Raw genomic sequence first — 24,020 nt, forward strand, 5'->3', positions numbered from 1 at the left:
TGCATCGACTGCGTAACGACTGACGGCAGCGTCGATTCCCGGTGAAGAAGCGTCGGATTCCCCGATTACGGTGGTGTTTTCCGCACCGAAAGCTAGGGAAAGAACATGGCCGTCCGTCGTCTGCGCACCCGGGGGCGCGTGGTGATCGCCCTGCTGGCGATCATCGCAGGCATGGGCGCGTCGGTGGTCACCGCACACGCCGCCGGGCAGAACTGGTCGGGGCGGTTCACCGTGGTGACGTATGCCTCGCAGAAGGCGGGTACCAGCGCCGCGGCGCGACAGGCCGAACCCGATTTCAGCGCGCAGTACACCTTCCTCACGCAGTGCTCGTCACGGTGTGTGGCGACCGCGCTGGACGGTCCGGCCCCGAGCAACCCGACCATCCCCCAACCGTCCCGCTACACCTGGGACGGCAGTCAGTGGACGTTTGCCTACGACTGGCAATGGGAGTGCTACCACGGCGAGGGCGCCCCGCGGCTGTACAGCCCGGCCCAGTCCTGGGTGTTCTACACCCCGCAGGCCGACGGGTCGCTGCAGGGCACCTGGCACACCGACATCCTGTCGGGGGCGTGCCGCGGCAACGTGATCATGCCGGTGGCCGCCTACCCGGCCTGAGCGAGCTCACGCACCTGGTCGGCGATCAGCTCCGGCTCGCTGGTCGGGATCATGTGGCCGGAGGCGTAGGCGGGAACGTAGCGGCCGCCGGCATGCGAGCGGGCCGTCAGCCGGTGGGCGCGCGTCAGTTCGGCGCGCAACCGCCGGTCGAATCGCCCGACCTGCTGCCCGGAGAGCACCCGGATCGGTAGGTCGCCGAACGCAGTGGGGCGTTGCCGCAATCGGGAGAGCTCGGTGGTCACCTCACGGGTTTCCGCGGCGGCGGCGCGGGCAGCGCCGGGACGGTAGGAGGCCTCGGTGACAGCGCTGCGCACCGCGGCCGGCAGCCGGTGCAGGCTCGGGTCCGGCAACCGCGCCAGGAGTCCGGTACGTGCCAACGGCACCATCGTCGCGGCCTGCACCGCGAACTGCAGCCGGACCACCCGTTCGAAGAACATCGGGTCGTTCTCGTCGGTCTGATCCACCAGCACCAGTGCGCTCACGTCGCGACGCGCAGCAGCCGCCACCCGCACGATGGGCCCGCCCCAGCTGTGTCCCACCAGGATGAGCATGCGGTGGGGCACAGAGTCGATGACGGTGTGCAGGTCCCGCGCCAGCGCGTCCAGAGTGCGGCGTCCGGGCGCCGGGTCACTGCCGCCGATACCGGCACGGTCATAGGCGATCACACGAAAGTCGTTGTGCAACAACTGGACGACCGGGTGCCAGTACAATCCGCTGACTCCCAGCCCCGCCTCCAGCACCACCAGCGTGTCGCCGTCGCCGTCGCCGTCGACCATGGTGCGTAGCCGCCGGCCGTCGGGCGTGGTGATCAACACGTCGTGGCCCAGCAGGCCGGCACCGGGAAGCGAGGTCACCCCAGCAGGGTACTCAGCGGGTGCGCTCCCCCAGTGCCCGCAGGAAGAACGTCAGATTCGCCGGACGCTCGGCCAGCCGCCGCACGAAGTAGCCGTACCATTCGGTGCCGAACGGGACGTACACCCGGACATGGTCACCGCGGGCAGCCAGCCTGCGCTGCTCGGCGTCGCGGATGCCGTAGAGCATCTGGTACTCGAAATCGTCGGTCCCGCGGTGGTATTCACTGGCCAGCCCGGGAACCAACGCGAGAATTTCGGGATCGTGCGACGCCACCATCGGATAACCACGACCCTCCATCAGGATGCGCAGGCACGTGACATAGGAGTCGGTCACGTCGTCGGCATCGCGGAAAGCCACCGACGCCGGTTCGTCGTAGGCCCCCTTGCAGAGGCGAATCCGGGCGCCGGCGGCCGCGAACTCGGCGCAGTCGGCCCGGGTGCGCCGCAGATACGCCTGCAGAACTGTTCCCAGCCAGTCGAACTCAACCCGCAAGTCGCGCACGATCGACAGGGTGGAGTCGGTGGTGGTGTGGTCTTCGGCGTCGATGGTGACCCAGACGCCGGCTTCGCGGGCCTTCGCGCAGATGGTGTGCGCGTTCTCCAGCGCGATCTTGGCGCCGTCGCGCGGCAGCGCCTGTCCCAGTGCCGAGAGCTTCAGTGACACCTCCAGCGGCGCCGGACCGATGACCGCCTCGCCACGTGCGGCGAGCGCATCGAGTAGCCCGAGGTAAGCCGCCACCGTGGCGTCCGCAGTCTCGGTGTCGGTGACGTCTTCGCCCAGGTAATCGATGGAGATGAAGCGCTGCGAATCCCGCAGCGGGACCACCGCATCCAGCACGTCGCCGATGGTCTCCCCGGGTACGAACCGGTCGACCACTTTGCGGGTGAGCGGAACCCGTTGCGCGGTGCGGCGCAGCCCTTCGGATCGGCCGGCTGCCATGATGACCGGGCGCGCCACGCTGGTGAAGACGGACATCAGGCCTCCATGTGGGGATAGGTGTGCTGGGTCGGGGCCACGAAAGTCTCCTTGATGGAGCGCGCGGAGGTCCAGCGCAGCAGGTTCAGCGAGGAGCCGGCCTTGTCGTTGGTCCCCGAGGCTCGGGAGCCACCGAAAGGCTGCTGGCCCACCACCGCACCCGTCGGCTTGTCGTTGACGTAGAAGTTGCCGGCGGCATGGCGCAACCGCCGTTCCGCCGCCAGCACCGCGGCGCGGTCGTCGGCGATCACCGCCCCGGTGAGGGCGTACCGGGAGCCGGCGTCGATCACGTCGAGGATGTCGGTGTACCGCTCGTCGGGGTACACGTGCACCGCCAGGATGGGTCCGAAGTACTCCGTCGAGAAGGCCTCATCCCCGGGAGCATCGGACAACAGCACCGTGGGTTGCACGAAATAGCCCTCGCTGTCGTCGTATTCACCGCCGACCGCCACGGTGACACCGGCAGCCCCCTTGGCCCGCTCGATGGCGGCGACGTTCTTGGCGAAGGCCCGCTCGTCGATCAACGCGCCGCCGAAATGGGACAGGTCGGTGACGTCACCGTAACTCAGCGCCGCGGTGGCGCCCAGGAAGTCGTCACCCATCCGGGCCCACACCGAGCGCGGGATGAACGCCCGCGAGGCCGCAGAGCATTTCTGCCCCTGGTAGTCGAAGGCACCGCGAATCAGCGCGGTGCGCAACACCTCTGGGCGGGCGCTGCTGTGGGCCAGGATGAAGTCCTTGCCGCCGGTCTCCCCGACCAGCCGCGGATAGGTGTGGTAGCGGTCGATGTTGGCGCCCACCTCACGCCAGAGGTGCTGGAACGTGGCAGTGGACCCGGTGAAGTGGATGCCGGCCAGTCGCGGGTCGGCCAGCACCACGCCGGAGACGGCATATCCGTCACCGGCGACCAGGTTGATCACACCGGGGGGAAGCCCGGCCGCCTCGAGCACCTGCATGGTCAGGTAGGCCGACAAGGTCTGAGTGATGGACGGTTTCCACACCACGGTGTTGCCCATCAACGCCGGCGCCGTGGGCAGGTTGCCCGCGATGGCGGTGAAGTTGAACGGCGTCACGGCGTAGACGAAACCCTCCAGCGGGCGGTAGTCGGTGCGGTTCCACACCCCGGGGCTGCTGACGGGCTGCTGCGCCAGGATCTGGCGGGCGAAGGAGACGTTGAAGCGCCAGAAGTCCACGAGCTCGCAGGGTGCATCGATCTCGGCCTGATACGCGGTCTTGGACTGGCCCAGCATGGTGGCGGCGGCGATGGTCTCGCGCCACGGCCCGGACAGCAGATCGGCCGCCCGCAGGAAGACCGCGGCCCGCTCGTCGAACGGCGTGTCCGCCCAGGCCTCCTTGGCCGCCAGCGCCGCATCGACGGCGGCGGTGGCCTCGGCGGTTCCGGCGTTGGTGAGGGTGCCCAGCACCGCCTGGTGCCGGTGGGGTTGCACCACGTCGACGCGTGCTCCGTCACCCATGCGGTGCTCACCCCCGATGACGTGAGGGAGGTCGCGGGGGGCGGATGTCAGTTCGCTCAGCGCGGTGGTCAGGCGCTCACGTTCGGAGGAGCCGGGTGCATAGTCGTGGACCGGTTCGTTGGCAGGTGGCGGAACTGCGGTGATGGCGTCCATACGAACACATTCCCGCACCGACCTCTCTGCATGCTTGGCGAGTCGGACAAACCTCGACTCGGCCGATAGTACGATCGGCTAATGGGCTCCCCCGCCGGCCTGAGTCTCGGGCAGCTGCTACTGGCCCTCGACGCCACCATGGTCAGCCTGGTGGACGCACCGCGCGGGCTGGACGCCGCGGTGTCCTCGGCGGCGCTCATCGACACCGATGACGTCCGGCTGGGTCTGGCGCGAGCGGCCAGTTCTGCCGACGTGTTCCTACTACTGGGGCTGGGCGACGACGATGCGGTGCAGTGGCTGCGCCGCGAGACCCGCGACCGCGCTCCCATCGCGGTGTTCGCCAAGTCGCCACCCCCGGCACTGGTGGAGGCCGCCGTCGGAGCCAGCACCGCGGTGGTGGCCGTCGATCCCCGAGCGCGCTGGGAACGGCTGTACCGCTTGATCATTCATGTCTTCGACCACCATGGTGCGCCGCTGCACGAATCCGGCACCGATCTGTTCGGCCTGGCCCAGTCGATCGCCGACCGTATCCACGGGATGGTGAGTGTCGAGGACGCCGAGTCGCACGTGCTGGCCTATTCCGCCTCCGACGGCGAGGCCGACGAGCTGCGCAGGCTGTCGATCCTGGGCCGGGCCGGGCCGCCTGAACACCTGGCCTGGATCGCCGAACGGGGCATCTTCGACGCCCTACGCTCCAGCGACGATGTGGTGCAGGTGGCTGCGCGCCCGGAGCTGGGACTGCAGCCGCGCCTCGCGGTGGGGATCCGCCCGCCGAACCCGGACAGCAGACGCGCGCGGCAGTTCATGGGCACCATCTGGGTCCAACAGGGGTCGCAGGCGCTGGCCGAGGACGCCGAAGAGATTCTGCGTGGGGCGGCGGTGCTGGCCGGCCGCATCATGACACGGTTGGCCACCACCCCGTCGACGCACACCGTGCGCCTGCACGAGGTGCTCGGCCTCCGCGACAGCGACGTCGACATCTCGGTGGTGGCCCGCGATCTGGGCATCGCCTATGACGGCCGGGCGGCGTTGATCGGCGTCGACACCTCCACTGCCACCGCACGATTGGCCGAGGTCCTGGCGTTGAGCGCCAGCGCATTTCGTGCCGACGCCCAGGTGGCACCGCACGGCTCGCGGGTGTACGTACTGCTCCCGCGCGCGGCGCGCCCGGCGGCGGTGAGGTCGTGGATCCGCGGCACCATCGCCGCGCTGCGTACCGAGCTGGGGTTACATCTGTGGGCGGTCATCGCGGCACCGGTGGCAGGACTGTCTGCGGTGGCCGCTGCGCGCGCCGAGGTGGACCGGGTGCTCGACAGCGCCGCGCGACACCCAGGCATGCAGGAGTCGGTGACATCGCTGGCCGAGGCGCGCACCACGGTGCTGCTCGATGAGGTTCTGACGTTCCTGAGCGGGCGCGACCACCTGATCGATCCGCGGGTGCGCCACCTGCGCCACACCGACGCCGCCCTGGCCGAGACACTGCGGTGTTACCTCGACAGTTTCGGAGATGTGGCCGCGGCGGCGCGCGAACTGCACGTGCACCCCAACACGGTGCGCTACCGGGTCAGGAGAATAGAGGAGATCCTGTCCACGTCGCTGGCGGATCCCGACGTCCGCCTGGCGCTGGCGTTGAGCGTGCGGATCAGCTGATCGTGACGGCCGCCAACGCCTGCTGCACCCGGTCCGGCAGCGAACCGCCGTGCTCCAGCCAGGTGTCGAGAGCCGTGCGGACCGAGGCCATTGCCAACGCACCGAGAAGTCGCGGACGGGGATCGTCGGGGCGAAGGTCCGCGAACCGCGGAGCCACCAGCTCGGCGATCGCGGTCTCGTAACCCACGTACACCTGCAGCGTCCATGCGCTCAGAGCCGGTGACGTGCGGGTCAGTTCGGCGAATGCCCGCACCTGGTCTTCGATGGCGGTGAAACCCTCCCCGAGGCCGGCGAATGCGGTGCGCACCGCCTCGGCTGCGGACAGCCCGGGGGGCGCTGCGCCCACCGCCTCGGCGATCCGGTCCAGCCACTGCCGGGCAATGCCCTCGGCGACGGCCGCCTCCTTCGAGTTGAAGTAGCGAAAGAAGGTTGCGCGGCCTACGTCGGCGTTCTCGGAGATCTGCTCGACGGTGGTGCCGACCAGCCCGTTGGCCGCGACCAGTGACGCTGCGGCGAAGGCAATGCGTTCACGGTTGGCGACGCGTTTGCGTTCGGACAGGGTCAGGGGTGCGCGCATCGGGCAACTATACGCGCCGGCAATCTGGCGAAAACCTTGCTGAGACGAAGTCTCATGAGTGATGCTGTCTGTCGTGGTTGACGATAGCGATAATTTCCGCTTCGGGCACACAGCAGGGCGGTACGGCATGACGCTGCAGGACCGCTTCGACCCCGATGAACTGATCGACGTGGCGTGCGAGGCCGCGGGCGGACGCGACTTCGGCAATGCCTACGGCTGGAGCGACGGTTTGGAGCTGCTCTGCGAGGGACTGGTCGACGAGGCCGGACTGTCACCGCTGGGCGTGGAGATCGCCCACGCCCACATGGTCCGCGCGCTGGTCAATCGGTTGCAGGTGTTCGCCTGGCGCACAGCGCATCCCGAGGTGGCAGACCGGCGCATCCACCAGCCGGTGGTGATCCTGGGCCAGCCGCGCACCGGCACCACCCTGCTGCATGACCTGCTGTCGCTGGATCCCGGCTTCCGCACTCCCCTGACCTGGGAGGTGGACAACCCCGTGCCCCCGCCCCGGCCACAGCAGACCGTGCCCGGATCGCCGCATCCGGCGGGGGCGCGCAGGGGTCAGGAGTGCGGACGCATCCTCAGCAGTCAGTTCGCGAGCATGATCTTCTCGGTGCAATACCGCCTGCCCACCTACTACAGGTGGCTGCTCTACGACGCCGACTGCTCCGGCGCCTACCGGTTCCACCGGATGTTCCTGCAGCACCTGCAGTCCGAGGTTCGGTGTCAATGGCTGCTGAAGTCCCCCGCGCATCTGTGGCAGCTGGACGCGCTGCTGGCCGAGTACCCCGATGCCGTGCTCGTGCAGACCCACCGCGACCCCCTCAGTGTCGTCTCCTCGATGAGCGCGCTGACCCATCACCTGCGCCGGGTGGCCACCGACCGAAGCACCATCGCCGAGTGCGCTGCCCAGGCCTACGAGGAGATCGTGGTCGGGCTCGAGCGGGCCACGCGGGTGCGCGAAGCCACCGGGGCGCAGGTCCTCGACGTGGTGTTCAACGATTTCGTCCGGGACCCGTGGACCACCATCAAGTCGGTGTACCAGCAGTTGGGCCGCGACCTGCTTCCCGACGTGGAGGCGCGGATGCGCGCGTATCTGGCCGCCCACCCGTGCGGTGCCGGGCCTCGCCGGTACACCTGGGCGGACACGGGTCTGGACGCCGGAGAGGCCCGCGACCGGGTGCGCGGCTATCAGGAGCGCTACAACGTCCCCGACGAACGGCTCAGGTGAGCGCGGCCAACCGTTGTGCGGCCGCCCCGATGCGTTCGTCGGTGGCGGTCAGCGCGATCCGGACGTGCCGGGAACCGCTGGCGCCGTAGAACTCTCCGGGCGCCACCAGGATGCCCTGCTCGGCGAACCAGGCCAGGGTGTCGCGGCAGGGCTCATCGCGGGTGACCCAGAGGTACAGCCCGGCCTCGGAATGGTCGACGCGTAACCCGGCGTCCCGCACCGCAGGCAACAGCACGTCCCGGCGGCGCGCGTAGCGCTGCCGCTGCTGCTTCTCGTGGGCATCGTCGTCGAGGGCGGCCACCATCGCCGCCTGGATGGGGCCGGGCATCATCATCCCGGCGTGCTTGCGCACCGCCAGCAGCTCACCCACCAGTTGGGGATCACCGGCGACGAAGCCGGCGCGGTACCCGGCGAGTGACGACGTTTTCGACAGCGAGTGGATAGCCAGCAGGCCGCTGTGGTCGCCCCCGCAGACGTCGGGGTGCAACACCGACAGCGGTTCGGCGTCCCAGGCCAGACCCAGGTAGCACTCGTCGGATGCCACAACGACGCCGCGCTCCCTGGCCCAGTCCACCACCTTGCGCAGGTGCTCGACCCCGAGCACCCGTCCGCTGGGGTTGCTCGGGGAGTTGAGAAACACCAGGGCAGGGGTCCGCGGCCCGATCTGGGTCAGCGAATCCGCCGCCAGCACGCCGGCACCGGCCAGCCGAGCGCCCACGTCGTAGGTGGGATACGCCAGTTCCGGTACCACCACCAGGTCGGCTGCGCCCAACCCGAGCAGCGTCGGCAGCCACGCGATCAGCTCTTTGGTGCCGATGACGGGGAGCACCGCGGCCTCCCCCAGGCCGGTGATGCCGTAGCGCCGCTGCAACGCGGACACCATGGACGCGCGCAGAGCCGGGGTGCCCGCGGTGGTGGGGTACCCCGGCGCAGAAGCGGCCGCGGACAACGCCTCCTGGATGACGGGGGCCACCGGGTCCACCGGGGTACCCACCGACAGATCGACGATGCCGCCCGGATGTGCGCGCGCGGTGGCTGTGACGTCGGCCAGGGTGTCCCAGGGGAAAACCGGCAGGCGCGCCGACACCCGGGTCAGGGGATCAGTCCTCACCCTGCGGCGGCAGTCCCTTGATGGCGGCGGGATCGTTGTCGGTCTGGCCCACCTTGGATGCGCCACCGGGCGAGCCCAGTTCGGAGAAGAAGTCCACGTTGGCCTGCGTGTAGCTGCTCCAGTCGTCGGGCACGTCGTCTTCGTAGAAGATGGCCTCGACCGGGCAGACGGGTTCACAGGCGCCGCAGTCCACGCACTCGTCGGGGTGGATGTACAGCATGCGTGCGCCCTCGTAGATGCAGTCGACCGGGCATTCCTCGATGCATGCCTTGTCTTTGACGTCGACGCAGGGTTGAGCGATCACGTATGTCACGGGGTCTCCTCGGCTCCTGTCAAGAGGTATCTGGGGGCTGTGCGGTGCTGCTCGTTCTCGGTGGGTTGTGACCCAGTATCCGGAGGCTGAAACCGGACATCTGTGCCAGTGTGCCCTAACTTGCGCACCCCGGAGATCAGGACACGCGTTTACTGATACTAGACGTCGCATATACACGCTGCGCAACCGACCGATGACGTTTCTGGCAACGCCGCGGGCGCCCCTCTCACCCCGCTATGCGCACTCCCCGAGCAGCGACTCGCGAAGCCGGTTGCGGCCCCGGTGCAGGCGCGATGCGACCGTTCCCACCGGGATCCCGAACATCACCGCGATCTCGGTGTTGCGATAGCCCTGGACGTCGGCGTAGTAGATCACCTCACGCAGGTCTTCGGGCAGATCGCGCAACGCCGCGGTGACGGCGCCCGGAACGTTCACCAGCACCTCGAGCTCTGCCGATCGGGACGCGAAGCGTGTCAGTTCCATCTGATTCGAAATCTGACCGTCGGTGAGATCGCCGCTGAGCTGCTCATCGGGTCGCCGCTGACTCTGGCGGTAATTGTCGACCCAGGTGTTGACCAGGATCCGATAGAGCCACGACTTCATGTTCGAGCCCGTGCGGAAGGTCGCGAACGACGCGTACGCCTTGAGCATGGCGTCCTGCACCAGGTCTTCGGCGTCGTGGCGCTGCTTGGTCAGGGATTGGGCGTGCCCCAGAAGGTAACCGGTGAACGGAATGACTTCGCGCTCGAATCTCTCGGCATGGGCGGACAATCGCATCCGGGTGTTTGCCTGACCATCAATCCTGTTCGCAGCAAGCATGATTGAGTTATCTCCAAGGTGTCTCGTCCGAAGTGATCTGACAGGTTCGAATGCGGCGACGCTCTGCCGCGTGGTGATTTCCATCCTGTCGAGGTCGGGGCGTCCGAACTTGGAGAGAGTGTGGAGATCCAATGGAGAATGGGGCGACGATGGAGGCGACAGTTGTACTGCGTTGCGGTGATCGAGAATTATTCCCGCACCGTACTTTTCGCTGCCACCAGCCGTTACGACTGCCGGGACCACCACTGGAACAACTCGGCCATGGAGGATCCCCGGCTGTCGGCGGCCACGACGCTGAGGATGTGCGTCTCCAGCTGGGTCCAGCCCACCACGGGAGCCTCGCCGTCGAATCCGCACACCAGGATGCCGCGGGCCTGCTGCGGACCGGTGCTCACCCGCCACGGTCCCGGCGACTGGATGTCGCCTGGGCAGTCGACCAGCGCCAGACGGCTGACCAGCTCGTCGAACCCGTCCGCCATTGCCTGATCGCCACCGAACAGCGTGAAAGTCGCCGAGTCAGGCCCGTTGGGGGCCGCACCGGGACCACACTGCACAACAGCAAGGGACGCTGATCCGGCGGCGACGGCCACGTCGACGCAGGACTCCGGGGCGTACCCCGAGGGAAGCCCGGCGCGCAACTGCCCGGAACGGGCCTGATCGACACTCGTGGCCGACTCCGGGGACACCGGACCACCGGTCTCCGACGGCGGCCAGGCGGCCCATGCCAGCACCGCGCCGATCACCGCGACCGCGCCCGCGGCGGCGACGGCCACCCTACCCCGCGAAAAGTGCTGCGAATGACATTCTTTGGCTCGGAAACGGCCGGCGGTTCCGGTTCGGAGAACAGAGTCCACCATTGCGCGTCATCGCCACCCGCTGCAGAGGTGTCGGACGACAGGGGCGTTCGTCCGTGCTCGTCAGACATCGGGTCTGCAGGTCAGCGCGCCGGTGGTTCCGACGGGGCGAAAGGCGCTACCGTCTCAGCCGGCATCGGCTGTACTGCAACTGGCTCCGGAGCGGGTGACGGCGCAGGGGTCAGGGCTGTGCCGCGCCGGGCAGGGTCACCGGTTGCCGGGGTTCCCACCCATTCAGGCGTGGGATCCGCCGGCGGCGGTGTCACTTCCGGGATCGGGGTGCCCTGGCGGGCGGGCGATTCCTCCGCAAGCGGGGTGCCCTGCCCCAGCGATGGCGGTGCCATCGCCGCGGCGTCGGTGTCGGCGGCCGGCGGTACGGCCTCGGCAGCGGGCGCAGGACTTTCCGCGGCCGGCGCGCGGACCGGGGTCGACGCCGCACCGGACGAGGGGCCGGCGCCGCCGGGTTGCTCGGCGTTCCAGATGAGCAGGTCCCGCCCGCCGGCGGTGTAGGCCACCTGGTCCGGCACATGGCCGGTCACGTCGAAGTACAGTTTGCCGCTGACTTTGTGGCCCGGGGTGAGAGTCCCGGGATTGACCCCCTGGGGCGTGGCCACCTCGAACAGCACCCGGTAGGACTCGCCGGTGCGGGACCGGGCGCTGAAGTTGGGGATCACCGGTACGACGTTGCCCTGCAACGCCTCATCGGTGGCCTCGGCCTCCCACAGCACTCCGCGCACCGGGTACGGGATAGCGTCCGCACTGGGCCGTAGTGCAGTGACGGTCCAGCTTTGCACGACAGCTCCATCAACCAGTTGCAGTTGGTGGCCGAGCTCGTCGGAGGCCGGCCCCTCGACCGCGTGGGCCGCGGGAAGGGTGGCCGTCGCAAAGCCTGCCGCAGCCAGCATCACCGTCATGCACACTTCTGTTCTCTTCACTGCGTCTCGGCTCCTTCGAAGCGTCGCACCGGTGCTCTCAGTGGGATAGACGTCGGCGGCCCGCACTCCGTTCACGTGTTCAGCTGTTGTTCACCTACCGAAACAGCGTCGGCGGCGGGCAGCTGTGCTGCCCGCCGCCGACGGCCGTGGTGGTCACGCGTGAGTCAGGCCTGCTTCAGCGCCTCGATCTCGAGGGTGATGGTGACCTTGTCCCCGACCACCGCCCCGCCGGTCTCCAGCGGCATGTCGATGTCGATGCCGAAGTCCTTGCGGTTCAGCACCACGGAGGCCTCGAACCCCGCCACCTCGCCGTGTCCCATGCCCGGGTTCACGCCGTTGAACTCCAGCGCCAGGCTGATCGGCTTGGTGATGCCCTTCAGGGTGAACTCGCCGTCGAGCACGTACCCGTCACCCTTTGCCTGCACGCCCGTCGACCGGAAGCCGGCGGTGGGGTACTTCTCCACGTCGAAGAAATCGGCGGATTTGAGGTGTTCTTCGCGCTGCTCGTTGCCGGTGTTGACGGATGCAACGTCGATCTCGGCCGTTACCGACGGGGTGCCGTCCTCGGCCACGGTGATGGCGCCGCTGAACGAGCCGAAGGTTCCCCGGACCTTGCTCACCACGAGGTGGCGGACCGAAAAGGCAATCGACGAGTGCGCCGGGTCGATGGCCCAGGTGCCCGCGGTGAGGCCGGCGGCTGCTGCAGTGGTCATGAGTTCTCCTCAGAACGTGTGGGTGACGGCCCTCCCGGCACCCTCACGCGATTAAACGGACCATGGTCCGAATCTATTCCGGGTGCGTCGGGCGGTCAGTAATGGCCGAGTAGAGGCAGGGCGGCCAGGCCGGTGTAACAGCCGCCCATCAGCAGCAGCGACCCCACGGTGGCGGCCGGCCGGCTCCCCGCGGGATGGAAGATGGACACCAACGCACAGAAGATCCCGATGATCAGCAACACCGTGGACGCCGTGGCGGATGTGCCGGCGCCGGCGGTCCGGGTGCCGTTCTCGAAATCCGTGGCGAAATCCGCAGACGCGTACACCGAGACCACCAGTGCGGCCGCGACGAACTGGCAGAACGCGGCACCGCCGCACCACACCCAGGCGGCTGCGGCGGACCGCGTGTTGAGGTCGATGTCCATGACATCGATCCTGTCTGCGGCAGCAACCGCGGACATGCGTAGGACTACTCGATCAGGCTGCGCGCTCGGTGTAGGTGGTGGTGCGTTGTCGTGCGGGGCGGCCGATGCCGGCGGCGATGGCTTCGAGTTCGGCGACGGTTTTGGCTGAGCCGTTTTCGGAGCCGGCCATGCGGGAGATGGTTTCTTCCATGAGGGTGCCGCCGAGGTCGTTGGCGCCGCCGTTGAGCATGATCTGGGTGCGTTCGACGCCGAGTTTGACCCAGCTGGTCTGGATGGAGGGGATGCGGCCGTGCAGCATGATGCGGGCCAGGGCGTGCACGGCGCGGTTGTCGCGGTGGGTGGGTCCGGGGCGGGCGGCGCCGGCCAGATACAGCGGGCTGGACTGGTGCACGAAGGGCAGCGGCACGAATTCGGTGAAGCCGCCGGTGGTGTCTTGGATGTCGCGCAGGATGTTGAGGTGTCCCACCCAGTGTTTGGGGGTGTCGACGTGGCCGTACATCATCGTTGAACTCGACCGCAGCCCGACCTGGTGGGCGGTGGTGATGACCTCGATCCACATGCTGGTGGGCAGTTTGCCTTTGGTCAGCACCCAGCGCACCTCGTCGTCGAGGATCTCGGCGGCGGTGCCGGGGATGGAGTCCAGGCCCGCTTCGCGCAGCGCGGTCAGCCACTCCCGGATGCTGGTGCCGGCGCGGGTGACGCCGTTGGCGATCTCCATCGGGGAGAACGCGTGCACGTGCATGCCGGGGACGCGGGCTTTGACCGCGCGCACCAGGTCGGCGTAGCCGGTGACGGGCAGCTCGGGATCGATGCCGCCCTGCATGCAGACCTCGGTGGCGCCGGCGACGTGGGCTTCCCAGGCCCGGTCGGCGACCTCGGCGGTGGACAGGGAGAACGCATCGGCGTCGCCCTTGCGTTGGGCGAAGGCGCAGAACCGGCACCCGGTGTAGCAGATGTTGGTGAAGTTGATGTTGCGGTTGACCACGTAGGTCACGTCGTCGCCGACCACATCGCGGCGCAGCGCGTCGGCCAGCGCAGTCACCGCCTCCAACGCGGGCCCGTCGGCGCTGGCCAAGGCGAGGTACTCGTCATCAGAGCACCCGGCGGGTCTTTTCCGCCGAGCGCAGCGCGGCCAGCACGTCGGTGTCGATGCGCTCGGGGGCGCGGGCGGCGAGCTCGGTGACCTTGTCGCGGATGGACTCCCAGTCCCCGAACGCCGAGTCCAGATCCGAGCGGGTATCGGTCAACCGGCCCTGGGCGTCGATGGCGGTGTGCAGATCGACCCGGCCCAGCGACTCGGTGGCCTCATCGGGTTCTTGCCAGGGCAGGCCCACCGGGTTCACCGCCCGGCCCACCCGGTGTCCGGGTCGGCCAGTGCGTCGACGTGCGCGCGGACCCGCGGGTCGATCCACGCCGCGCCGGCCTGGACATAGCGCGGTTGGGCGGTCAGCCGGGCCACCAGGTCATAGCCGGCTTCGGCGGTCACCGCGGCGAGGTCATCGAGGGCCGGCCAGGGCCGCTCGGGGTTGACGTGATCCGGGGTCAGCGGCGACACCCCACCCCAGTCGTCGACCCCGGCGCCGATCAACGCCAGGCACTCGGGGCGGGAGACCAGATTCGGTGGGGCCTGGATGCGCATCTTCGGGCCCATCACCAGCCTGGTCACCGCGACCGTGGCCAGGAAGTCCTCGATCCCGGCGTCGGGGGTCGCGGCCATCGCGGTGTGCTCCTTGGCCCGGAAGTTCTGCACGATCACTTCCTGGATGTGGCCGAACTCCTTGTGCACCCGGCGGATCGCGTGCACGGTCTCGGCGCGCTCGTCCAGGGTCTCCCCGATGCCCACCAACAACCCGGTGGTGAACGGAATCGACAGCCGCCCCGCATCGGTCAGCGTGCGCAGCCGCACCTCGGGGTCCTTGTCCGGGGACCCGTAATGGGCCTGGCCCTTGTCCTCGAACAACCGCCGCGAGGTGGTCTCGAGCATCATGCCCATCGACGGCGCCACCGGCTTGAGCCGCGAGAGCTCCGCCCACGACATCACACCCGGATTCAGATGCGGCAGCAGCCCGGTCTCCTCGAGCACCCGGATCGCCATCGCCCGCACATAATCCAACGTCGAGTCATACCCACGCTCATCAAGCCACTGCCGCGCCTCGGGCCAGCGCGCCTCCGGCCGATCCCCCAGGGTGAACAACGCCTCCTGACACCCCACCTGCGCACCCCGGCGCGCGACCTCGAGGATCTCATCGGGCTCCATGTACATGCCCCGGCCCGCAGCACGCAGCCGACCCGGCACCGTCACGAACGTGCAGTAATGACAGGTATCACGGCACAAATGGGTGACCGGGATGAACACCTTGCGCGAATAACTGACCGGCAACCGCCCACCCGCACCGCGGCGCCCCTCAGACTCCAGGCCCGCGTCACGCACCCGCGCCGCCGACGCACACAAACCCACCAGATCATCACCACGCGCCGTCAACGCCAACGCAGCCTCATCCACATTGAGCGCCACCCCATCCCGCGCCCGCCGCAACACCCGACGCAGGGCCGGATTCGACGACGAGGGTTGGGCGGCGGACTTGGGGACGACCGGACTCGGCAGAAATGTGCCGTGTTGCTGGTTCAGAGCCACTCCTCTGTAACCGCGATGCGATCGCGGTTCATCCTCGCATCTCACTATCTGGAACGACGGCATCCGCCACGACCGCCACAATAGCCCTCACCGGGCGCGCGCCGTGGGCTGCCGTCGGGAGCTCGACACGCGGGCCGGTGGCTATTCCGCAGCGGATCACTTGTCGCCCGCGTAAGTTCTTCGCTGGGCTCGGGGGCCTGGTGATCTGGAGAGTGGTTATGCGCGTTTCACTGCGTTCGATGCTCGTTGCCGGCGCGAGCACTGTCGCCATCAGCGGTCTGGCTGCGGCGCCGGTCCGTCCGCTGCCCGCCGAGCACCCGACGGCGCTTGTCGCCTCCGCACCGGTGCAGCTCGCGGCTGCCGTCACGCCGCTGAGCCCGCCGGACGTGTCGTCGGCCATGGCCGAGCTGGCGCTGCCGGTGCCGGGCGCCGGTGACATCAGCACGCAGAACGCGGCGTCGGACTTCGTCAACTGGGTGTACGCCGGGATCGTCGAGTGGTCGATGTACCTGGCGCTCGAGTTGGCGCCGTATGTGCTGGGCTTCCTGCCCGGTGGCTGGCTGATCTCCGATCAGATCTATGCCTTGTACTACCCGATACTGCAGTTCACCGACAGTGTCGTCTTCGACCTGATCGACCCCGTGCTGAACGATCCGCTGAATCTCGAGGTCTGGGCCAACGGGATCAGCGCGGTGGCCTACACCGCGGTGGCCTCACTGCTGAATGCAGGCATCAACGAGGTCAACCTGGTGATCGACTACTTCCTCAGCTGGTTGCCCCCGCTGCCGCCGATCCCCCCGTGGCCGCCGTTCCCCGGGGTCGCAGCGGCAGCGGACGTCACGGCGCAGGCCGCGGTGCCCGGCATCGTCGGCGGGCCGCTGTCGTTGATCGCCGACGTCGCGGCCGGTTTGGCACACAATGCCGTCAACCTCTGGTACCCGCCGTCCGCCGCGGTGGACAGCGGCGTCGGGCTGGTGAGCTCGGTGCTCGACGGTTTCTCGTTCGTGCCGGGGGTGGGCGTGGCCAACTTCCAGCTCAATGAGTTCTGGGGCCTGATCCACTCCCAGGGCAACAATGCGGCCGGCCTGGCGAACGACCTCATCAGCATCGTCAACGATCTCGTGACGAACACGCTGTCGCAGGGACTGGGCCCGGCCGTCGAGGACGCGTATTACACCGCGCTGCTCTCGCTGCAGAACCGCGGCGAGGTGGCGGTGCAGTCCCTGCGCAATTTCACCCTCGATCAAGTGCAGTACCTGACCGGTGTGTGGGTCCCCCATGTCACCAGCCCGCGGGTGGACCTGCCGCAGGGCCCGCCCGATGAGATTCGCTTCACCACGCCGCAGGTGCTGCGCGATCTTCTCGGCCCGCTGGCGGGATTGGTGCCGTCCGGCACGCTGGGGTCGACGCCGTTGGCCGCCGCGAAGGCAACACCCGAGGTCGAGCAGGCAGAGTCGGAGGACGCCCCGGCGGTCGAGGACCCGGTCGTGGTCGAGACCGACGACGCCGCCGTCGACGAGGACACCACCGACGAAGGCTCCGAGGACTCCCCCGAGGAGACCCTGGAGGAGGTCACCGACGACGACCTCACCGGGGAGGCCACCGACGAGCCCGCCGTGACCGACGAAGAGGTCACCGATGAAGACGAGTCGGCAGCCGATGACGGCATCACCGATGAGGACGAGTCGGCAGCCGATGAGTCCGAGGACACCACATCCTCCGACACTGCATCCTCCGAGACTGCATCCTCCGACAAGCCATCCGAGGATCGGACATCGGCGGAGAAGGACGCCGGGTCCGCTGCGTCGTCAGCGGATGACTGAACGTCGCTGACTGCGCACCCACAGCCAGAACGCAGCGGGACCGGCGCCGAAGAGGATCATCAGAACGGCTGAATAGGCAAGCACGCCGGTGCCGCCGAAAATCACGTCACCACCTGGTCCGCCGAAGGTCAGCAGCGCCACCGTGGCCAACCACGTCCACAGGGGCAACGCGGCGAGCCCACCCGATCGCGCCCAGTAGGACGCCGCCCACACCAGGCCCAGATTGACGAGGCCGGCGACCACCGCGCTGATCGGCATCGGGACGCCACCCACCCGGTACGGGAGCAGCAGGGCGGCTGCGACGGCACAGAGCACGCCGTCCACCGCGAGCAGGATCAGGATCACCACCCGCACGGAGTTGTCCACCGCCACCGGGTCTTCGGGGGCGGCGCGCGTGGGGGTGGTCAGGTCGGGATGCTGTCCAGCAGACCGGACAAGGAACCGATGACCCACTGCAGGTTGTCGAACCGGTCCTGCCAGTGCTGCAGATTGGGGTCCAGATCTGGGTCCACTGCCGTCCCTTCCGTCGTGCCGGATTGGTGGAGCTTACCGCGCTGCGCTGGTCGGCAGGGGGCAAGTAGCGGTTACCGGAATCATGACGATCGTGTACCGCGGTGTCACGGTTCAGGACAGCCGGAGCCCGGCCAGCAGGTCGTGCTCCCACCCGCGATCGTCGCGCTCTCCGGGGGTGCCCGCGACCAGCACGTAGTGTTCGTCACCCAGGATCGGCAGAGCCAAGTCGTTCGACAGCGCGCACACCCGGCCCGTCGGCCCCACCACCACCTGGGTGGCGTGTGCGGCCAGCGCCGCCGCCTTCGCCGGCTGCGAATCGGCGGCGTGCACCACGGCGGTGATGGCGTCGTCGGTGAACCCGAGCTCGGCTTCGTCGGTGTCCAGCGTCCAGTGCGGCAGCAGATCGGCCGGCTCCAGTGTGCTCACGGCGCCATGAAAAGCGCTGCGCGACATCACCGTCCAGTAGAACTTGGGCACCGACCACGGCTCGCCAGGATGGTCGCCACCGGCCGCGGCCGCGACTGCCGCAGTGGTCACCTGGTGCGCCCGGATGTGGTCGGGGTGACCGTAGCCGCCGTTGGGGTCGTAGGTGACGACGACGTGCGGTCGCAACGTCCGCAGGATCGCCACCAGGGCGCCGACGGCTTCGTGATCGTCGGAGTCGACGAAGCGGTGCCGGGTCGCGTCGGTGTCGGTTCCCGCCATCCCGGAGTCACGCCAGCGTCCCGCTCCGCCCAGGAAGACCGGTGCGCTGACGCCCAGATGACCGAGGGCCGCGGAGAGTTCGGCGATCCGGTACCCACCCAGCTGGTCGGCGTGGCCGACGGCCAGTTGGGCCCAGCGGTCACCGATGACCTCCCCTTCCTCGCCGAGGGTGCAGGTCACGACGGTGACCTCGGCGCCTCTGGCGGTGTAGTGGGCGATGGTGGCGCCGTTGTTGAGGCTTTCGTCATCAGGGTGGGCGTGCACGAACAACATCCGCGGAGATTCCGCGGACAGCGCGGCGGACTGCATCGGCCCACCATAACGTTGCGCCGGTGACCCGACATCACCTCGAGTACAGCTGTGCGGTCGTCGTGATCGGCGTGCTGGCGGGCGTCGCCGGCATGGCCACCACGCTGGTGCTGCACGGGATCGAACACGTGGCGTTCCACTACTCCTTCGGCTCGCTGCTCGACGGGGTGAGCGACAGCAGCCTCCTGCGGCGGGCGCTTGCGCCGACCATCGGTGGCGCCCTGGCGGGCGCGGGGTGGTGGCTGCTGCGCAGGCGCACCGCGGTGCCCGGGCTGGGTGACCTGATCCACGGTCATCGTCCGATCCCCCGCACAACGCTGTCGCTGGACGCGGGACTGCAGGTCCTGGTGGTCGGGTCGGGCGCGTCACTGGGGCGCGAAGGCGCACCGCGGCAGCTGTCCGCGGCGATGGGCGACGCCGGGACGTCGCGCTGGACGCTGACCGCCCGCGACCGGGAGATCCTGTTGGCCTGCGCGGCCGGGGCCGGGCTGGGGGCGGTGTACAGCGTGCCGCTCGGGGGCGCGCTGTTCGCAGCGCAGATCATGCTGAACTCCTGGCACCCTCGGGTGCTCGGCACGGCACTGATCACGTCCAGCCTGGCCGTGGCCGTCGCCGCGCCGGTGACCCACGACGCCACTCCCCTGCCCTGGCCGGATCCGAGCCTGTCGTATCTGCTGCTCGTGGTCGCCGTCCTGCTGGCGCCGCTGGCCGTGGCGGTCGGGTCGGCATTCACAACTCTGATGCATCGGGCCACCCCCGCGCAGTTGATCACCTCCTGGCGGTTGATCCCGGCGATTGCAGGTGCCGGCCTGCTGATCGGAATCGGCTCGCACTACTGGCCGGAGCTGCCGGGCAACGGCAAGAGCATCCTGACGGTGACGCTGAACAGCGAGCTGACGCTGGCGGGCGCGGCCGCGATCCTGATACTCAAGCCCCTGCTGACCGCGGTGTATCTGCGTGCAGGTGCGGTGGGCGGGATGCTCACCCCTGCTCTGGCCACCGGCGCCGCACTGGGCTCCCTGCTCGCGATTGCGGCGAACACCGGTCTGGGCTGGTCGGTGAGCGTGCCGGCGGTGTCACTGATCTGTGCCGCCGGGGTCCTGGCCATCACGCAGCGGGCGCCCCTGTGGGCGGCCCTGTTCGTCTGGGAACTGGCCCGGCCGCCGTGGTGGCTGTTGGTGGTGTTCGCAGTGGCGGCGTGGAGTGCCTACGGCCTGCATCGGCTCCGGCATCGCCACAGTCACGACGACTCGTCACAACCGCATCAGAGCGCGCCGTAGAGAAGTTTGCTGGCCCCTCAGGAATCGCTAAGTTTCGGTGAGTAACCGATTTACGCGAGGGTCAAACCTGCTGTCACCGACTTGTTATCTAGCTACTACATCGCCAGGCAGGCGCCCAGCGTTACATGGACCTGCACACCCGCGTACACAGGTCATTCTCAGCGGGGACAAATCTGTGCTGGGGAAGTCGCTGGCAGAGTGCGGTGGGGCTAGACCCCGATACCCGATCTGCGAACTCTCAAACCTAGGAATTTCAGACCACCCCGGGCCTGCGACAAGTCCATGGACAGCCGCCGCAACCCGCCCGACCAGCACCGCTGCCCAAGAAAAATCTGAGTGAATTGCTGAGCCGGTGAAACCCGGAGTTTGTCGACGCAAGGTAAATTCCAGCGAACTCGCAGCTAGACCCACATCATCATCACAATCGTTGCCACAACACTTCCGTGGTCCAACCACGCAAGTGATTTGGATGCATATCGCCGCTTTTATGGCCGCAACCTTGCAATCGGGGCGAATATTGTCATCACCGTCGATCCATTTTCCCCTGGTGAAACCCCGCAATGAGGGCATCACAGCTACTTCTCTACGGTAAGTAACCGGTTTGCGACACGTCCTGGCCCACCACACCGTGAGGTTTGCCAGCCAGGGGCGCGTAGAGAGCGGCGGCCACTGTGAGCTACTGCCACGGAGATCGGACCCCGAGCAAACACCCGACGCAGTGAAGCACGCGAACCGAAAAACCCGCAGAGATGCGTTTGTTACTTAGTCAGTTCTCAGGTAGCTTTTTGCTACGTCGGGTTCAGCCTTCACAGCCAGGGGATCTACATGGATATTTCTGTCCGGTCTTATCTGACCGCCGGAGTCGCGGTGGTCGGTGCCACCGCCATCACGCTTGCACCTGTCAAAGTCCTGCCTACGGATCTCGAGATCCGCGGCGAGAACATGGCCGCCGTGCTTCAGGACGTCTCACTGTCCTCCCTGGCCGACCTGATTGCCGCCGCGCAGCAGGCCGTCGCCCCGATCGGTGCCGGCGTCGAAGCCGGCGCCATCAATGCCGGTAACGCGATCCGCGACGTGGGCGTCGCGCTCAGCGAGGCGCTGGGCGCCGGTGTCGCCGGCGGCGGTACCGCATTCCGCTCCGTCGTCGATGCGCTCCTGGCCCAGGGCAGCAACCTGGCCGTCGCCGTCGACGCCGCCATCGCCGCCTTCCCCAGCCCGCAGGCATTCATCGACGCCCTGGTCTCCGCGTTCGCATCGGTGGACCTCGACCTCTCGGTCGCGTTGCAGCTCGCGCTGCAGGCCGCCATCGACCTCGGCGTCGACATCAACGCCGAGGCAATCGCCGAAGCCCTGGTGGCTGCCGGCGCCGACCTGGTGGCCGCATTCAACGCCGCAGTCGCCAACTTCCCCACCCCGGCAGCCTTCGCCGCCGCTGTCGCCACCGCGCTGTCCGGCGTGTTCCCCGGCCTCAGCGAGCTGGTGACCGACGGTGGAGTGGCCCTGGCCAACCTGGTCACCACCCTGGCCGCCACCCTGGCATCCGGAATCGACCTCACCGGTTCGGCTTTCGACATCCTGGTCGCTGCCCTGCAGAACGGCGGCAGCGCGCTGGCCCAGGCCTTCGCCGCCGCCATCGCGTCCTTCGCCAACCCGGAAGCCTTCGTCGACGCCTTCATCGACATCCTCGCCGCGGTCAACGCCCCGCTGGCCGCGGCCTTCGATGTGGCTCTGGACATCGCCCTGAGCCTGGGCGTCGATCTCGATGTGGCCGCCATCGTGGAGGCACTGCTGACCGCCGGGGGCGACTTCTCCGCTCTCCTGCAGGCTGTCATCGCGAGCTTCCCCACCCCCGGTGACCTGCTCGCCGCGTTCGGTAATGCACTGTCGGGCTTCCTGCCCGGTCTGCAGAACCTGACCAGCTTCGCCGCCACCGCCATCGCCAACCTGTCGGCCGCGCTCGCCGACATCTTCGGAAACGGTCTCGCCTTCGGCGCGGACGTCTTCGGGGAGATCATCGCCGGTCTGCAGAACGCGGGCAGCCAGCTGTACGCCGCCTTCGCCGCGGCCATCGCTGCCTTCCCCACCCCGCAGCTGTTCATCGATGCCTTCGTCAACGCGTTCGCCAGCATCAGCGCCCCCTTCGGCGCTGCACTGGAGGTCGCCCTCCAGGCGTTCGTCGACGGCGTGGAGATCCTCAACCCGATCAACATCGCCAACGCATTCCTCGAGGCCGGCGCCCAGTTCGCGGGTCTGTTCGAGGCCGTGATCGAGGGCCTGCCGACCCCGGCGGACATCTTCGCCACGTTCAGCTCCGCCTTCGCCGCCGTGATCCCCGGCTTCGAAGCCCTGGCCGCCGCCGGTGTGGCAGCCCTGGGTGACCTCTCGGCCGCTCTGACCGCGGCCATCGAGGCCGGAATCGAACTGGGTGGCACCGGTTTCCAGGCGCTGATCGACGGGCTGCTGGACACCAACAGCGCGCTGTACGCCGCCTTCGTGGCAGCCATCAACGCGTTCCCCACTCCGGAACTGTTCATCGACGCCTTCATCGATGCGTTCGCCGCCATCGATGTGTCGCTGGGTGCCGCTCTCGAGGTCGCCCTCGAAGCGTTCATCAACGGCGCCGAGCTCCTCAACCCGGTTGCCATCGCGGAGGCCCTGATCGACGCCGGCGCCGATCTGGCTGCGACCTTCGGACTGGTTCTCGACCAGTTCCCGTCCCCGGCCGACCTGGTGGCCGCGTTCGCCGATGCGTTCACCAGCTTCGTCCCGGGTGTCGAGTTCATCGCCGCCGCTGCCGCAGCGGCCATCGCCAACCTGTCGGCCGACCTGGCCGGCGTCATCGAAGCCGGCATCGGCTTCGGCGCACAGGCCTTCGAGTCGCTGATCAACGGCATCCAGGGCATCAGCGGTGACCTGGCCGCCTCGTTCCAGGCCGTGCTCGAGCTGTTCCCCTCGCCGCAGGCGTTCGTCGAGGCGCTCACCAACGCCTTCGGCCAGATTGGCCCGGTGCTGGCCAACCTGGGTGCGAACCTGGTCGCCGGCATCCAGACCGGTATCGATCTGGGCGCCGAGGCCATCGCGGCCCTGGGCAACATCTCTGCCGACATCAGCGCCTCCATCCAGGCGTCGCTGTCGCTGGCACTCGATGGTCTGCCGGACGTGGTGGGTGCCGTCAGCACGGTGGGTGAGGCCATCGTGGACGCCGCCGCCTACACCGGTGACACCATCCGCACTGCCATCGACAACTTCAGCTCGGTGGCCAGCGCAGTGGTTGTCGCCTTCCGCGACACCGCCGCCGCGGCGATCGCCAACGGCCAGAACTCCCTGGAGGCTCTGGTCAGCGGAATCAGTGCCGCTGCAGCGCAACTTGCGGCCGGATTCAACTTCAGCGGTGGCGTGGACGTGGATGTCGACGTCGAGGCAGGCGCAGGCGCAGGTGCCGGCGGCTCGTCCTCGGCCGATGTCGCCAGCAGCTCGCTGGGCTCGGGCCCGGTGGTCACCCTGGCCACGCCGAACGCCGGCAAGACCGTCACCGAGGAGACCCCCGCGGCAGCGCCGGTCACCGAGGAGGGCGTCGCCGCCCCGGGTACCGAGGGCGAGGGCAAGGTTGCGGCCAAGCCCGCCAACCCGTTCGAGACCGCCGCACGCGACACCCAGTACACGCTGAACAAGGTCGCCGTTGACACCCAGCACACGCTGAACAACGCCGGCAAGCAGATCGGCGCCGGCCTGGATCAGACCCGCAAGCAGGTCGAGAGCGGCATCAACGGCCTGCGCGACAACGTGGAGAAGGCCCTCGGGGTGAAGAAGCCCGCGAAGTCCGACTCCAAGAAGGATGACGCCAAGTCCGACAGCAAGTCCGACAGCAAGTCTGACAGCAAGTCCGACTCCAAGTCGGAGTCCAAGTCGGAGTCCAAGTCCGACAGCAGCAAGAAGTCCGACTCCAAGTCCGACAGCAAGAAGTCGGACTCGGGCGAGTAAGTCCGACCACACCGATCCGGCCCCGTTCGCAGCAGCGAACGGGGCCGGATTGTTGTGTGCGACAGTCCGTGTC

Annotated in this window: 19 protein-coding genes and 1 pseudogene; 6 read left to right on the forward strand and 14 right to left on the reverse strand. The window is 68.4% G+C overall.

What is annotated here, in order from left to right; all coding sequences use genetic code 11:
- Window positions 1-105 precede the first annotated feature (105 nt).
- Window positions 106-615 carry an Rv2253 family sensor-like surface protein gene (locus G6N58_RS01710; RefSeq protein ID WP_115279987.1) on the forward strand — a complete coding sequence of 170 codons (510 nt, stop codon included), beginning with the start codon at window positions 106-108 and terminating at the stop codon, window positions 613-615.
- On the opposite strand, the gene G6N58_RS01715 is transcribed toward G6N58_RS01710, so the two are convergent.
- From G6N58_RS01715 to pruA, 3 genes are read right to left on the reverse strand one after another with little or no spacing between them, the layout of a single operon-like run.
- Entirely contained in the window at window positions 603-1,469 is an 867-nt protein-coding gene (locus G6N58_RS01715; RefSeq protein WP_197746390.1) for an alpha/beta fold hydrolase, read from the reverse strand. The genes G6N58_RS01710 and G6N58_RS01715 overlap by 13 nt on opposite strands.
- Window positions 1,470-1,482: 13 nt before the next feature.
- The gene (locus G6N58_RS01720) at window positions 1,483-2,445 is read right to left on the reverse strand and encodes a proline dehydrogenase family protein (RefSeq protein WP_115279986.1); all 963 of its coding nucleotides are present in this window, start codon (window positions 2,443-2,445) and stop codon (window positions 1,483-1,485) included.
- Window positions 2,445-4,073, reverse strand: coding sequence for an L-glutamate gamma-semialdehyde dehydrogenase (gene pruA / locus G6N58_RS01725; protein ID WP_163907827.1), 1,629 nt, complete (start codon window positions 4,071-4,073; stop codon window positions 2,445-2,447). The genes G6N58_RS01720 and pruA overlap by 1 nt, the downstream gene beginning before the upstream one ends.
- Window positions 4,074-4,154: 81 nt before the next feature.
- Between pruA and G6N58_RS01730 the strand changes: the two genes are divergently transcribed.
- The gene (locus G6N58_RS01730; RefSeq protein WP_115279985.1) at window positions 4,155-5,723 is read left to right on the forward strand and encodes a PucR family transcriptional regulator; all 1,569 of its coding nucleotides are present in this window, start codon (window positions 4,155-4,157) and stop codon (window positions 5,721-5,723) included.
- Here the strand turns inward: G6N58_RS01730 and G6N58_RS01735 are convergent.
- Entirely contained in the window at window positions 5,716-6,300 is a 585-nt protein-coding gene (locus G6N58_RS01735; protein ID WP_115279984.1) for an acyl-CoA-like ligand-binding transcription factor, read from the reverse strand. The genes G6N58_RS01730 and G6N58_RS01735 overlap by 8 nt on opposite strands.
- Before the next feature lie 127 nt (window positions 6,301-6,427).
- Here G6N58_RS01735 and G6N58_RS01740 point away from each other — a divergent pair, with 127 nt between their 5' ends.
- Complete coding sequence (locus tag G6N58_RS01740) at window positions 6,428-7,531, forward strand: sulfotransferase family protein (RefSeq protein ID WP_115279983.1); 1,104 nt, start codon at window positions 6,428-6,430, stop codon at window positions 7,529-7,531.
- Here G6N58_RS01740 and dapC read toward each other — a convergent pair.
- The 8 genes and pseudogenes from dapC to G6N58_RS01780 all read right to left on the reverse strand — a co-directional run bounded on the left by dapC (window position 7,524) and on the right by G6N58_RS01780 (window position 15,336).
- Window positions 7,524-8,618 (reverse strand): succinyldiaminopimelate transaminase, encoded by a 1,095-nt coding sequence (gene dapC, locus G6N58_RS01745; RefSeq protein ID WP_172545118.1) that lies wholly within the window; start codon window positions 8,616-8,618, stop codon window positions 7,524-7,526. The genes G6N58_RS01740 and dapC overlap by 8 nt on opposite strands.
- A gap of 13 nt (window positions 8,619-8,631) precedes the next feature.
- On the reverse strand, window positions 8,632-8,955 hold the full coding sequence (gene fdxA / locus G6N58_RS01750; RefSeq protein ID WP_115279982.1) for a ferredoxin: 324 nt from the start codon (window positions 8,953-8,955) through the stop codon (window positions 8,632-8,634).
- 234 nt (window positions 8,956-9,189) lie between these two features.
- On the reverse strand, window positions 9,190-9,732 hold the full coding sequence (locus G6N58_RS01755) for a sigma-70 family RNA polymerase sigma factor (RefSeq protein ID WP_115279981.1): 543 nt from the start codon (window positions 9,730-9,732) through the stop codon (window positions 9,190-9,192).
- A 266-nt stretch (window positions 9,733-9,998) separates the two neighbouring features.
- Window positions 9,999-10,547, reverse strand: a complete 549-nt coding sequence (locus G6N58_RS01760) for a hypothetical protein (RefSeq protein ID WP_115279980.1) — start codon at window positions 10,545-10,547, stop codon at window positions 9,999-10,001.
- A gap of 164 nt (window positions 10,548-10,711) precedes the next feature.
- Window positions 10,712-11,563 (reverse strand): MPT63 family protein, encoded by an 852-nt coding sequence (locus tag G6N58_RS01765; RefSeq protein WP_147289397.1) that lies wholly within the window; start codon window positions 11,561-11,563, stop codon window positions 10,712-10,714.
- Window positions 11,564-11,727: 164 nt separating this feature from the next.
- The gene (locus tag G6N58_RS01770) at window positions 11,728-12,276 is read right to left on the reverse strand and encodes a YceI family protein (protein ID WP_115279978.1); all 549 of its coding nucleotides are present in this window, start codon (window positions 12,274-12,276) and stop codon (window positions 11,728-11,730) included.
- Window positions 12,277-12,371: 95 nt separating this feature from the next.
- Window positions 12,372-12,737 carry a hypothetical protein gene (locus G6N58_RS01775; protein ID WP_147289396.1) on the reverse strand — a complete coding sequence of 122 codons (366 nt, stop codon included), beginning with the start codon at window positions 12,735-12,737 and terminating at the stop codon, window positions 12,372-12,374.
- A gap of 16 nt (window positions 12,738-12,753) precedes the next feature.
- A pseudogene (locus G6N58_RS01780) lies at window positions 12,754-15,336 on the reverse strand (bifunctional FO biosynthesis protein CofGH).
- A 239-nt stretch (window positions 15,337-15,575) separates the two neighbouring features.
- Here G6N58_RS01780 and G6N58_RS01785 point away from each other — a divergent pair.
- Window positions 15,576-17,159 (forward strand): serine/threonine-protein phosphatase 4 regulatory subunit 2, encoded by a 1,584-nt coding sequence (locus G6N58_RS01785; protein WP_115279975.1) that lies wholly within the window; start codon window positions 15,576-15,578, stop codon window positions 17,157-17,159.
- On the opposite strand, the gene G6N58_RS01790 is transcribed toward G6N58_RS01785, so the two are convergent.
- Together G6N58_RS01790 and mshB are read right to left on the reverse strand one after the other, a co-directional pair.
- Window positions 17,145-17,612, reverse strand: coding sequence for a hypothetical protein (locus tag G6N58_RS01790; RefSeq protein ID WP_115279974.1), 468 nt, complete (start codon window positions 17,610-17,612; stop codon window positions 17,145-17,147). The genes G6N58_RS01785 and G6N58_RS01790 overlap by 15 nt on opposite strands.
- 171 nt (window positions 17,613-17,783) lie before the next feature.
- The gene (mshB, locus tag G6N58_RS01795; RefSeq protein ID WP_115279973.1) at window positions 17,784-18,686 is read right to left on the reverse strand and encodes an N-acetyl-1-D-myo-inositol-2-amino-2-deoxy-alpha-D-glucopyranoside deacetylase; all 903 of its coding nucleotides are present in this window, start codon (window positions 18,684-18,686) and stop codon (window positions 17,784-17,786) included.
- Window positions 18,687-18,709: 23 nt separating this feature from the next.
- On the opposite strand from mshB, the gene G6N58_RS01800 reads away from it, so the two are divergent.
- Both G6N58_RS01800 and G6N58_RS01805 read left to right on the forward strand, forming a co-directional pair.
- On the forward strand, window positions 18,710-19,966 hold the full coding sequence (locus G6N58_RS01800; protein ID WP_115279972.1) for a chloride channel protein: 1,257 nt from the start codon (window positions 18,710-18,712) through the stop codon (window positions 19,964-19,966).
- A gap of 825 nt (window positions 19,967-20,791) precedes the next feature.
- On the forward strand, window positions 20,792-23,947 hold the full coding sequence (locus tag G6N58_RS01805) for a hypothetical protein (protein WP_147289395.1): 3,156 nt from the start codon (window positions 20,792-20,794) through the stop codon (window positions 23,945-23,947).
- Window positions 23,948-24,020 lie beyond the last annotated feature (73 nt).

This window comes from Mycolicibacterium tokaiense (assembly GCF_010725885.1).
Classification (GTDB): domain Bacteria; phylum Actinomycetota; class Actinomycetes; order Mycobacteriales; family Mycobacteriaceae; genus Mycobacterium; species Mycobacterium tokaiense.